The sequence below is a fragment of the Paramagnetospirillum marisnigri genome (assembly GCF_001650715.1).
GTDB classification, from domain to species: domain Bacteria; phylum Pseudomonadota; class Alphaproteobacteria; order Rhodospirillales; family Magnetospirillaceae; genus Phaeospirillum; species Phaeospirillum marisnigri.
This window is the reverse complement of sequence record NZ_LWQT01000040.1, coordinates 12,483-24,180: the sequence shown is the minus strand read 5'-3', so window position 1 is coordinate 24,180 and position 11,698 is coordinate 12,483. Positions and strand designations below refer to the sequence as shown.

8 protein-coding genes are annotated in these 11,698 nt (G+C 66.2%); 5 read left to right on the top strand and 3 right to left on the bottom strand.

Annotation, left to right across the window (positions count from 1 at the left end; genetic code table 11):
• Positions 1 to 77 precede the first annotated feature (77 nt).
• The 5 genes from A6A04_RS04295 (at position 78) to A6A04_RS04275 (ending at position 4,332) form a co-directional block, all read left to right on the top strand.
• A complete protein-coding gene (locus tag A6A04_RS04295) occupies positions 78 to 1,145 on the top strand; it encodes a YjgN family protein (protein WP_068490262.1) in 1,068 nt (355 codons plus the stop codon).
• On the top strand, positions 1,145 to 2,209 hold the full coding sequence (locus A6A04_RS04290; protein WP_068490260.1) for a M48 family metallopeptidase: 1,065 nt from the start codon (positions 1,145 to 1,147) through the stop codon (positions 2,207 to 2,209). Before A6A04_RS04295 ends, A6A04_RS04290 begins: the two co-directional genes overlap by 1 nt.
• A 61-nt stretch (positions 2,210 to 2,270) precedes the next feature.
• On the top strand, positions 2,271 to 3,197 hold the full coding sequence (gene msrP, locus A6A04_RS04285; RefSeq protein ID WP_068490258.1) for a protein-methionine-sulfoxide reductase catalytic subunit MsrP: 927 nt from the start codon (positions 2,271 to 2,273) through the stop codon (positions 3,195 to 3,197).
• Positions 3,197 to 3,892 (top strand): protein-methionine-sulfoxide reductase heme-binding subunit MsrQ, encoded by a 696-nt coding sequence (locus A6A04_RS04280; protein WP_082914686.1) that lies wholly within the window; start codon positions 3,197 to 3,199, stop codon positions 3,890 to 3,892. Before msrP ends, A6A04_RS04280 begins: the two co-directional genes overlap by 1 nt.
• Entirely contained in the window at positions 3,862 to 4,332 is a 471-nt protein-coding gene (locus A6A04_RS04275; RefSeq protein ID WP_068490256.1) for a hypothetical protein, read from the top strand. Before A6A04_RS04280 ends, A6A04_RS04275 begins: the two co-directional genes overlap by 31 nt.
• Before the next feature lie 437 nt (positions 4,333 to 4,769).
• On the opposite strand, the gene A6A04_RS04270 is transcribed toward A6A04_RS04275, so the two are convergent.
• From A6A04_RS04270 to glgX, 3 genes are all read right to left on the bottom strand, one after another.
• Positions 4,770 to 7,229: a glycogen/starch/alpha-glucan phosphorylase gene (locus A6A04_RS04270; RefSeq protein WP_068490254.1), complete on the bottom strand. Its 2,460-nt coding sequence runs from the start codon at positions 7,227 to 7,229 to the stop codon at positions 4,770 to 4,772.
• A 97-nt stretch (positions 7,230 to 7,326) separates the two neighbouring features.
• Positions 7,327 to 9,528 carry a 4-alpha-glucanotransferase gene (malQ, locus tag A6A04_RS04265; protein ID WP_068490253.1) on the bottom strand — a complete coding sequence of 734 codons (2,202 nt, stop codon included), beginning with the start codon at positions 9,526 to 9,528 and terminating at the stop codon, positions 7,327 to 7,329.
• Positions 9,525 to 11,684 (bottom strand): glycogen debranching protein GlgX, encoded by a 2,160-nt coding sequence (glgX, locus tag A6A04_RS04260; protein WP_068490250.1) that lies wholly within the window; start codon positions 11,682 to 11,684, stop codon positions 9,525 to 9,527. The genes malQ and glgX overlap by 4 nt, the downstream gene beginning before the upstream one ends.
• Positions 11,685 to 11,698 lie beyond the last annotated feature (14 nt).

The window sequence follows — 11,698 nt, the reverse complement described above, 5'->3', positions numbered from 1 at the left end:
AGTTTACCAGCGTGCGGGGGCATTATCATCCTGCTACTATCGATCCCTGATCAGTTGAATACGAGGGGACGCCAAGAGTGACCAGCCCAGCCATCCGTCCGTTTCGCCATCTGGGATTTTCCGGCGATATCTGCGCCCTGGCGCTCAAGAATCTGGCGCTCAGCGTCGTCACCCTGTCCATCTGGCGCTTCTGGGGCCGCACACTGGTGCGCCGCGCCCTGTGGGGAAAGACCACCGCCTGGGGTGATCCGCTGGAATATGTCGGCACCGGCGCAGAGCTGTTCAAGGGCTTCCTGCTGGCCCTGGTGCTGGTCTACCTGCCGTTGGTGGCCGGGTTCATCTGGGCCCAGACCCTGATCGAGGCGGAAAATCCCCTGGGAGGTTTCCTGATCCTGGTGCTTTACCTTCTGGCGGCCCTGCTGATCGCGGCGGGAAGCTACCGGGCGCGGCGCTATCAGCTCTGCCGCACCCTGTGGCGGGGCATCCGGGGTGGCCAGACCGGCTCGGCCTGGGCCTATGCGGCGCGCTCGCTGCTGGTCTGGGTGCTGATCCCGCTTTCCCTCGGTTGGGCGGCGCCCTGGGGCGAGATGTGGCTGGCCCGCTATCGCATGGCCAACACCACCTTCGGCGACCGCGCCTTCACCTGCGACGCCAGGGCGGGAAATCTGTATGGCCGCTATGCCCTGGTCTGGGTCTCGGCGCTGCTGTTGTTGGGCGGTCTCAGCCTTGGGATCGCCGGGATCGCGGCCCAGGGAATGGACGAGGAAGAGGCGGCCCCCCTCATCGGCGGCCTGATCATCCTGTGTCTGCCGCTGGCCGTGGTGATGGTCGGCCTGCCGCTGGCCTGGTACCGCCAGGGAGTCATGGTGGCCCTGGCGGCGGGAACCGGCTTCGACGGTTGCCGCTTCAAGGCCGAGATCGGCTATTGGGCCATGGTGCGCCTGGCCATTGGCAATGCCCTGATCTCGGCCATGAGCATGGGGGTGCTGCGACCCTGGGCGGCGTTGCGGATCTTCCGCTTCGGCTGCGCCGTGCTGAGTGTCGAGGGCGTGCCCGACTTCGCCGCCGTCCACCAGGGCCAGGACAGCGGTCCCGGCATGGGCGAGGGCGTGGTCTCGGTGCTGGACGGGGTCGGCGAGTTCTGATGGACGGTCCCGAGCGCTCCAGTCCCGGTCGCTTCAACGATGGCCGCAATGCCGCCAGTCGCCGGGTCCGGGTCTCTGCGGTGCCCGAGGGCTTGGGCATCCGGGGCGAGGACGGATTCCTGGTGGCGGTGTGGCGGCTGGGCGATGTGGAACGGGAGGCGGCGCCCGGTGCCGAGGTTCGCCTGCGCTGCGTCGCCGAGCCCGCCGCTCGCCTGACCCTGGAAGACGCCGGTTTCGCCGACTGGGTCCTGCCGCCGACGCTGCCGCGCCGCCGGTCCCACGGCACCCTCCGCATGGTGGTTGGGTTGGCGCTGGGAGCCCTGGTGTTGCTGGCGCTGGCCCAGGCCCTGCCGGGCCTGTCGCGGTATCTGGTGGCGTTCGTGCCGGTGGAGACTGAACGGGCCTGGGGCCGCAGCATGGCCCAGGGCTTCGAGAGCCGCTTCCGGGTCTGCCGCGACGGCGCCGGACTGGCGGCCATGGAGCGCCTGACCGCGCGGCTGGCCCAGGGGCTGCCGCCTGACTATCACCGGGTGACGTTGCGGGTAGTGGACTCGCCGGTGGTCAATGCCCTGGCCCTGCCCGGTGCCGAGATCGTGGTGTTTCGTGGCCTGATGGTTGACATGGAGCATCCCGACGAACTGGCCGGAGTGCTGGCGCACGAATTGACCCATGTGGGGGAACGTCATCCCACCGTGGCGGTGATGCGCGGTGTCGGGGTTGGTATCCTGGTCACGCTGGTGACCGGCGACGCCTCAGGGCTGGTGGCCTCGGCCGCCAGCGCCCTGATGGCGGCCGCCTACAGCCGCGACGACGAGGCCGCCGCCGATCGCGGTGCCGTGGCGCTGCTGACCCGTGCCGGGATCGGCCATGCCGGGTTGGCGGCCTTCTTCCGCCGCCTCGACCGGCAGGAGGGCGGCAGCGGCAGCCTGGTGGCCTGGATCGGCACTCATCCCGATTCCGCCGTGCGCGCCGCCGCCGTCGAGGCGGCGCCGCTGCCACGCTCGGCGGCGCCATCCATGAGCGAGGGCGAATGGAGCGCGGTCAAGTCCATGTGCGGGGGCTGACTTTGATCTTTTCGTCCCGAGTCACCATGTAGTGGCGCAGGGCCAGGACGGGAGATAGGACATGCTGATCAGGCACGGGAGCGATATTCGCGAGTCCGAGGTGACCGACAAGGCGCTGTGGCTGGATCGCCGCCGCTTCCTGGCCTGGGGGGCGGCGGGGGCGCTGGCGCTGGGCGGCGGCAGGGCCGAGGCGGCGCCGCTGACGGCGGCCAAGGGGCCGTTCACCCTCGACGAGGCTTTGACGCCGCGCAAGGATGTCACCACCTACAACAATTTCTACGAATTCGGCCCCGACAAAGGCGATCCCGCCCAACTGGCCCCCAGCTATTTCAAGCCCAAGCCCTGGACGGTGGCGGTGTCGGGTGAATGCGCCAAGCCCGGCACGCTGGGCCTGGAGGACCTGATCAAGCCCCACCGGCTGGAGGAACGCACCTATCGCATGCGCTGCGTCGAGGCCTGGTCCATGGTGATCCCCTGGGTGGGGGTGCCGCTGGCCGAGGTGCTGAAGCGCTTCGAACCCTCTTCGAAGGCCAAGTTCGTGGAATTCACCACCCTGGTGGATGCCGAGATCTTTCCCGGCCAGCGCACCCGGCTGCTGGACTGGCCCTATGTGGAGGGCCTCAGGATCGACGAGGCCATGCATCCCCTGACCCTGCTGGCGGTGGGGCTGTATGGCGAGACCCTGCTGCCTCAGAACGGCGCGCCGCTGCGTCTGGTGGTGCCGTGGAAATACGGCTTCAAGGGCATCAAGTCCATCGTCTCCATCCGTTTCACCGAGACCCCGGCGCGGACCAGTTGGATGAAGTCGGCGCCGCGCGAATACGGCTTCTATGCCAACGTCAATCCCAAGGTCGACCACCCCCGTTGGAGCCAGGCCAAGGAACGGCGCATCGGCGAGTTCCTGAAGCGCGATACCTTGCCCTTCAACGGCTATGGCGAACAGGTGGCGTCGCTGTATTCCGGCATGGATCTGGCGGTGAATTTCTGATGACGGGTGGAGCAGCATCCACCCTCTCCTCCCCCCGTGCCGCGCATGGGGGGAGGTCGGGAGGGGGGCGTTTCATCAAGCCGCTGGTCTTCGCGCTCTGCCTGCTGCCGCTGGCCTGGCTGGGGTGGAAAGGCTATTCCGGCCTGCTGGGCGCCAATCCCATCGAGGCGACCATCCGCGAGTTGGGCGACTGGGCACTGCGTTTCCTGCTGATCGCCTTGGGCGTGACGCCACTGCGGCGCCTGACGGGATGGTCGTGGCTGGGGCGGCTGCGGCGCATGCTGGGGCTGTTCGCCTTCTTCTACGTGGTGCTGCACCTGCTGTCCTATGTGGGCCTCGACCAGTTCTTCGACTGGTCGGCCATTGGCCGCGAGATCATCAAGCGCAAATACATCACCATCGGCATGCTGGCCGTGCTGTTGCTGCTGCCGCTGGCCGTCACCTCCACCGACACCATGCTCCGGCGCCTGGGCGGGCGGCGCTGGCGGGCGCTGCACCGGCTGGTCTATGTCATCGGTCCGCTGGGGGTGGCCCATCACTGGATGATGGTGAAGAAGGACCTGACCCAGCCCATGATCCACGCCGCCATCCTGGCGGTGCTGCTGGGCTGGCGGCTGGTGGCATGGCATAATGCCCGCACCGCGTCCCGCCGTCAGGAGTCTCCATGCGCCGCCTCGCCGCCATCCTCGGCCTAGCCGCCCTGCTGTCGCCCCTGGGGGCCGAGGCGGCCAAGCCCAAGCGTTGCTTTTCCACCACCGAAGTCAGCGCCGAGCGGGAAATTCGCCACGGCATCTATATGCGCGAAGCGGCCAAGCGCTGCGACGGCGACTACATCAAGGGCGCCAATGCCATGTGGCAAAAGTTCGAGGCCGCCCAGGGCACCAAGTTCAAGGCGGCCAACGGCAAGCGCATCAAGGCCTGGCAACGCGAATTTCCCGACGACTGGCAGTTCAAGATGAACCATGCCGATGGCCGACTGGTGACCTATGCCCGCCACATGCCGCGCACCACCGGCCTGTGCGAGAATATCGACGAACTACTGCAGGAACTGGACAAGCGTGGCTACGCCGCCTTCACTGTCCAGTCCAAGACCATCCACAACGAAGTCATCGAGGACTACAAGGTCTGCAACTAGATGTGAAGTCTGTCAGGGGTTGGTGGAACGGTATTCCCTGTCGTCACCCCTGGCCCCCGGATCAAGTCCGGGGGTGATCCGGGGGGGGGCATGGATGGCCGGGTCACGCCCACGGCTGTCCGGTTTAATTTCTGGCTGACGGATCAGATGAGGCACCACCAAGGGGCTTCCTTTTCAGTCGTCATCACCGGGCTGCGTCCCGGTGATCCACGCGGCCCCGGCTGAGAGCCTTGAAAAGCAATGAGTTCGGCGGATAGGCGTGGATGCCCGGATCAAGTCCGGGCAAGACGGTGAATGGAAAACCGCGTCGGTCTCTTGGTGTTCTTGGTATCTTGGTGGTCAATCATTTTTTCGTGTCCCCTGGCGGCGCCGAGGCGCTGAAACGCAGACGTATTCAGGCTTTCGGCCGGACGAGGAAAAATTAAACCGGACAAACTCTAGATCGCGTTCCAGATTTCGCGGGCGTATTCGGCCACGGTGCGGTCCGAGGAGAACTTGCCCATGCGCGCCACGTTGAGGATGGCCTTGCGGGTCCAATCCTCGGGGTCGCGATAGGTCTGGTCGACCCGGTCCTGTGCCGCCATGTACAGCGGATAGTCGGCGGTCAGCAGATAGTGGTCGCCGCCGCTGGTCAGGATGTCCACCAACTGGCGGTGACGGTCGGGCTGGTCGGGCGAGAAGAAGCCCGAGCCGATCAGGTCCAGGGCATGGGCCAGCTCCGGATTGGCGGCGACGGCCGCCTGGGCGTCGTGCCCGTCCATGCGGCGCCGCGCCACTTCCTGGGCGGTCAGGCCGAACAGGAACATGTTTTCCTCGCCCACCTCCTCGCAGATTTCCACATTGGCACCGTCCCAGGTGCCGATGGTCAGCGCCCCGTTCATGCTCATCTTCATGTTGCCGGTGCCCGAGGCCTCGGTTCCGGCGGTGGAGATCTGTTCCGACAGGTCGGCGGCGGGCATCACCAGTTCGGCGGTCGAGACGTTGTAGTTGGGCACGAACACCACCTTCAGCGTCCGGCCCACCTGGGGGTCGTTGTTGACCACCTCGGCGATGTCGTTGATCAGCTTGATGATCAGCTTGGCGATGTGGTAGCCCGGCGCCGCCTTGCCACCGATGATGACGGTGCGCGGCACCGGATTGAGCAGCGGATTGGTCCGGATACGGTTGTAGCGGGTCACGACGTGCAGCACGTTGAGGAGCTGGCGCTTGTATTCGTGGATGCGCTTGACCTGGACGTCGAACAAGGACTCCACGTCCACATCCACTCCCAGGCGCATGGACATCATGGCGGCCAGGGAGTCCTTGTTGGCGCGCTTGACCTCGGCGAAGGCCTTGCGGAAGGCCTTGTTGTCGGCCAGCTTCTCCAGCTTGCGCAACTGGTCGAGATCGGTGATCCAGCTATCGCCGATCTTCTCGGTGATCAGCCGCGACAGGCGGGGATTGGCCGCCAGCAGCCAGCGCCGGGGCGTGACGCCATTGGTCTTGTTGGTGATCTTGCCGGGCGACAGATGCTCGAAATCGGAAAAGATGGTGCTTTTCATCAGCCCGGTATGGATGGCGGCGACGCCATTGACCTTGTGGCTGCCGATCACCGCCAGATGGGCCATGCGCACCCGTTGGCCGCCTTCCTCGGCGATCAGCGACACCCGGCGCAGCAGTTCGGAATCGCCGGGATGGCGATAGCGCACGCCTTGCAGGAATTCGTGGTTCATCTGGTAGACGATTTCCAGATGGCGGGGCAGCACCCGCTGGAACAGGTCCACCGGCCAGGTCTCCAGCGCCTCGGGCAGCAGGGTATGGTTGGTATAGGCGCAGCAGCGCCGGGTGATGTCCCCGGCCTTGGACCATTCGATCTGGTGTTCGTCCACCAGCACCCGCATCAGCTCGGCCACCACCAGGGCGGGATGGGTGTCGTTGAGCTGGATCGCCACCTTGTCGGGCAGCAGGCTCCAGTCGGAATGGCTCTTGCGGAAACGGCCCAGGATGTCCTGGATCGAGGCGGCGACGAAGAAATACTCCTGCTTGAAGCGCAGTTCCTTGCCCCGGTCGGTCATGTCCGAGGGGTAGAGAACCTTGGACAGGGTCTCGGATTCGTTCTTGTCGCGCACGGCCTCGATGTAATTGCCGGCATTGAAGTATTTCAGGTCGAATTCGCGGGTCGACTTGGCCGACCACAGGCGCAGATTGTTGACCACCTTGCCGCCGTAGCCGGGCACCGGCACGTCGAAGGCCATGGCCATGACCTCTTCGGCGTCGACCCATTGCGAACGGGCATGGCCCAGGGCGTCGCGGTAGTGGATGACCTTGCCGCCGAAGCGGACGGGATAGATGACGCCGGGGCGGGGGAATTCCCACGGATTGCCGTAGCGCAGCCAGTTTTCCGGACTTTCCACCTGCCAGCCGTGTTCCACGTGCTGGGTGAACATGCCGTAGTCGTAGCGGATGCCATAGCCGAACCCGGCCACGCCGATGGTGGCCATGGAATCGAGAAGACAGGCGGCGAGACGGCCGAGGCCGCCATTGCCCAGGGCGGCTTCCACCTCCCAGGCGGCGACTTCGTCGAAATCCTGCCCCAGTTCGGTGATGGCGGTCCGCACATTGTCGTAGATGCCAAGATTGATCAGGCTGTTGACCAGGGTGCGGCCGATCAGGAACTCCATGGACAGGTAATAGACCCGCTTGCGGTCGTCCTGGTAATAGCGGTTCAGGGTGGGCATCCAGTGCTCGGTCACCCGGTCGCGCACCGTATGGGCGGCGGCCATGAACCAGTCGCGCGCGGTGGCGTTGACGGGCTCCTTGCCCACCGTGTAGAGCAAATGGCTGCTCAACGCGTATTTGATGCTTTCCACATCATCGCCCAGCAGGGGAACCACTGGGGCACCGATCCGTTTCGTCATTCGCGTCCCGCCCTGTCACACCACGTCATCCCGCCCCCATTCCTCCATGAAACGGGGGTTTGGGCAAGGAAACTCATGCCCGGTCCCGGTCATATCCCTATGAAATTTGTTTTGCGGCACGCGCCGACAAGACCTCGGCCAGTTGGCGCATCCGTGGATCCGCCACCAGTTCGCCGCAGTTCTGGGTGAAGCGGCGCCGCCAATTGGGGTGCTGCACCGTGGTGCCGGGAAGGTTCATCTGGAGGTCCTGGCCCAGCACGTCTTCCATCTGGACCATCATCAGCCGGGCGGCCGAGCGGGCCAGATAGGCATGGGCGGCGGCGGCAAGCTCCACCGCCTGGGCATCGCTCAGGGCAGGCGTGGTGGGAAAGCCGCTGCCCAGCAGATCCTCGGCCGCCATGGCCTCGACCATGGCCTCGCGGTCGGTCTGACGGGCCTCCCGTTCCTCGGCGGCTTGGCCGGGGCGGGGATAGAGGTCCAGCTTCTCGCGCTGGTCGATATCCTTGCCCGCCCACCAGCCCCGCGCCGAGGGCAGGTCATGGGTGGCGAAGATGGCCAGGGCCTGGGTGTCGAACTTGGCGGGTGGGCGAATCTTGCCGGTCTCGGTCTTCTCGAACACCATCACCCGATAGGCGAACAGGCCCAGCCGGTCCATGCGCTCGCGGAAGCCCTCGGGGACGGTGCCCAGGTCCTCGCCGATCACCAGGCAGCGGTTGCGGCGGCTTTCCAGCGCCACCAGCCGGAACAGATCATCCACCGGATAGCGCACATAGGCCCCCTGGTCGGCGGGCAGGCCCGGCGGCACCCAGTACAGGCGCTGCAGGCTCATGGCGTGGTCCAGGCGCAGGGCCCCGGCATGGCGCATATTGGCGGCCATCACCCCGATGAACGGGGCATAGGCGTTTTCGCGCAGGGTGATGGGATTGAAGGGGATCAGCCCCCAGTCCTGGCCCTTCAGCGCCAGCGGATCGGGCGGTGCCCCCACCGAGACTCCCAGCGCCAGGGATTCCTGCTCGGCCCAGGCCTCGGCGCCGTCGCCCGCGATGCCCACCGCCAGATCGCGATACAGGCCCATGCTGGCGCCCGCCGCCACGCCCGCCCGGTGAGCGCGGCCCAACTGCTCGTCGGCGATGAACTGAAGCCACTGGAAGAACTCGACCCGCTCGCCATGGGCCAGGGCGAAAGCCTCTATCTCGGGCGAGCCGGGGCGGCGCAGATCGACGGGCCATTGGCGCCAATAGCCGTTGCCTTCGCGCTCGAAATGTTCGTGCAGGGTTTCGAATACCGCGAAATTGCGGGCGGCCGGGCCACCGTCCCGCTGGAAGTCCCGGAAGGCCTCGCCCCGCTCGTCCCCGGGTTCCAGATGGGTCTTGCGGAACCAGCGGTACAGCGCTTCCAGCATGGGCCGCGCCAGTTGGGCCGCGTCGGGGTATTCGATCAGGGGGGTGCCGCGGACCCGCGCCAGACTGGCCTGGAACCCGGGCGAGGCGAACATCCGCTTCGCCTCCATGCATTCGGAGAATTCGGGAATGGACTCCACATCGATATAGGCGATGTTGAGGAAGCGGCGCGACGACGGCGAATAGGGGCTGAAACGGTCGGGATGACTGGGAAACAGGGCGTGCAGAGGATTGATGCCGACGCATGACGCCCCCAGCCGACCGGCGCCCTCCGCCAGCTCGGCCAGGGCGCCATAGCTGCCGACGCCCCAATCCTTGGGGGTGCGCAGGGCGTAGATCTGGCTGGCGATGCCCCAGGCCCCCGGCGGATTGGCCACCGCTTCGGGCACGAAGGCGCGGGCGGGGGTGATGATCAGGGACATGGCGGTGGAAACGCCCGAGGGATCGGTCAGGGTCAGGCGGTGATAGCCCATGGGGGGCAGGGCGGGCAGGTCGAACCAGCGGCGGTGGACCAGGCGGCCGTCGACCTCGTGCTCCTCGCCCCAACGCAGGTCATGGGGGCGCAGGCTGCCCCGGTGGGCGATGCCCAGTTCTTCCTCCAGCACCCACTGGTACTCGGTCATGTTGCAGTCGGCGGGTACGGTCACCGAGATGCTGGGCGGAGGCGAGCCTTCCTCGACGATCAGCACCGGCTCCAGCCAGCGCCGCCAGGTGCGGCTGGTGAGATCGCGCAGACTGGCCCTGATCTGTTCGTCGTCCTCGGCGGGCAGGCCCATGGCGGCCAGGAACACCCGCTTGGTCTCGGGCGGCACCACCCGCCACTCGCCGAAGAAGTCCCACCAGCCGTCCTCGATGCCCGCCAGCCGCGCCAGATGGTCCAGCGCCGGAATTCCCGTCATGACTTCTTCCCTTCATCGTGACCGCGATTCAGGGTGCGCACGGCGCCGGAGCGACGCAGCACCGCCAGGGATCGCGGCTTAAGCGGATACTTGATTCCGGCGGCCCACTGGGTGCCGTCGCCGTTGGGGCGCAGGTCGCCGGTGTCGATCACCACTTCCCAACTGCGGCCGAAATTGGCGGGCGGCAGGGTATAGGGCACCGCCTCGTGATAGGCGTTCAGCAGCACCATGAAAGTGTCGTCCATCTCTTCCCGGCCGGTCAGGTTGTCGATGGCGCAGGACTCGCCGCCCAGCACGAAGCCCAGCGAGCGGGCATAGGGCAGGGTCCAGTCGGCATGGCTCATCTCGCGGCCGTCGGGGGTGATCCAGACGATGTCCTTCAGGGTGGAATTGGGGATAGGCTTGCCTTCGAAGAAGCGCGGGCGGCGGAACACCGGATGGCGCTTGCGCAACCGGATCAGGCGCCGGGTGAAGGCCAGCATCTCCTCGTCCACGTCGGACCAGTCGACCCAGCTGATCTCATTGTCCTGACAATAGGCGTTGTTGTTGCCCTTCTGGGTACGGCCCATCTCGTCGCCCGCCAAGATCATGGGCACGCCCTGGGACAGCAACAGGGTGGCCATCAGGTTGCGGGCCTGGCGCTTTCTCAGTTCGCGGATCTCGGGATAGGGGCTCTGCCCCTCATGGCCGCAGTTCCAGGCGTAATTGGCGTCGGTGCCGTCCTTGTTGGCCTCGCCGTTGGCCTCGTTGTGCTTGCGCTCGAAGGTCACCAGATCGCGCATGGTGAAACCGTCGTGACAGGTGACGAAGTTCAGCGACGCCCAGGGTCGCCGACCGCCCCAGCCGAAAATGTCGCTCGATCCGGTCAGGCGCGAGGCCAGATCGCCGATGACGCCGCCCTCGCCAGACCAGAACCGGCGCACGGTATCGCGATAGCGGCCGTTCCATTCCGACCAGCCGGGGGGAAAGCCGCCCAGGCGGTAGCCATCGCCGCCCAGATCCCAGGGCTCGGAGATCAGCTTGACCTTGGACAGCACCGGGTCCTGTCGCACCGCTTCCAGGAAGGCGGAAGCGCCGAAGCCCGTCGAGCCCCGCGCCAGCGAGGCCGCCAGATCGAAGCGGAAGCCGTCGACCTGCATCTCCTCGGCCCAATAGCGCAGGGAGTCCATCACCATCTGCAGAACGCGGGGATGGCCCAGGTTCAAGGTGTTGCCGCAACCGGAATAGTTCTCGTACCAGCGGGAATCGCCCGGGGTCAGCAGGTAGTAGCTGGCATTGTCGATGCCACGGAAGCTGAGGGTCGGCCCCAGATGGTTGCCCTCGGCGGTGTGGTTGTAGACCACGTCCAGGATCACCTCGATGTCGCTGTCATGCAGCCGCTTGATCATGGTCCTGAAATCGCCATGGGCATGGGCGCCGTAATAGCGCGGCTCGGCGGCGAAGAAGCCGATGGGGTTGTAGCCCCAGAAATTGCGCAGCCCCTTTTCCGTCAGGTGGCGTTCGCTCACCATGGCATGGATGGGCAGCAGCTCGATGGTGGTGACGCCCAGGCGCTTCAGATGCTCGATGACGCCGGGTTGGGTCAGGCCCAGGAAGGTGCCGCGCATGGACTGGGGCACGCCGGGATGCTTCATGGTCAGGCCGCGCACATGGGCCTCGTAGACCACGGTCTCGGACCACGGCACATGGGGCTTGCGGGTGTCCCCCCAGGTGAAGGCAGAGTCCAGCACCCGGCATTTCGGCATGAAGCGGGCGTTGTCGCGGCGGTCCATCAGCAGGTCTTGGCGGGGCGAGCCGGGGCGGAAGCCGAAATGGGCGTCCGACCATTCAAAGCTGCCCGACAGCTCGCGGGCATAGGGATCGATCAGCAGCTTGTGGGAATTGAAGCGATGCCCGGCATGGGGGTCGTAGGGGCCCGAGACGCGATAGCCGTACAACTGACCCGGCCGGATGTCGGGTAGATAGCCGTGCCAGACCTCGTCGGAATATTCCGGCAAGGCGATGCGTTCCACCTCGCGCAGGCCGTGGCTGTCGAACAGGCACAGCTCCACCCGCTGGGCATGGGCGGAGAACAGGGCGAAGTTGACGCCGTTGCCGTCCCAGGTGGCTCCCAACGGATAACTCGATCCCGGCAGAATGCGGCGGCGCATGGTCATGGGGTCATTCTCTG

Coding starts and splice junctions, on each gene's coding strand:
- glgX (WP_068490250.1), bottom strand. CDS start 11,684: ATGACCATGCGCCGCCGCATTCTGCCGGGATCGAGTTATCCGTTGGGA.
- malQ (WP_068490253.1), bottom strand. CDS start 9,528: ATGACGGGAATTCCGGCGCTGGACCATCTGGCGCGGCTGGCGGGCATC.
- A6A04_RS04280 (WP_082914686.1), top strand. CDS start 3,197: ATGACGGGTGGAGCAGCATCCACCCTCTCCTCCCCCCGTGCCGCGCAT.
- A6A04_RS04275 (WP_068490256.1), top strand. CDS start 3,862: ATGCGCCGCCTCGCCGCCATCCTCGGCCTAGCCGCCCTGCTGTCGCCC.
- A6A04_RS04270 (WP_068490254.1), bottom strand. CDS start 7,229: ATGACGAAACGGATCGGTGCCCCAGTGGTTCCCCTGCTGGGCGATGAT.
- A6A04_RS04290 (WP_068490260.1), top strand. CDS start 1,145: ATGGACGGTCCCGAGCGCTCCAGTCCCGGTCGCTTCAACGATGGCCGC.
- msrP (WP_068490258.1), top strand. CDS start 2,271: ATGCTGATCAGGCACGGGAGCGATATTCGCGAGTCCGAGGTGACCGAC.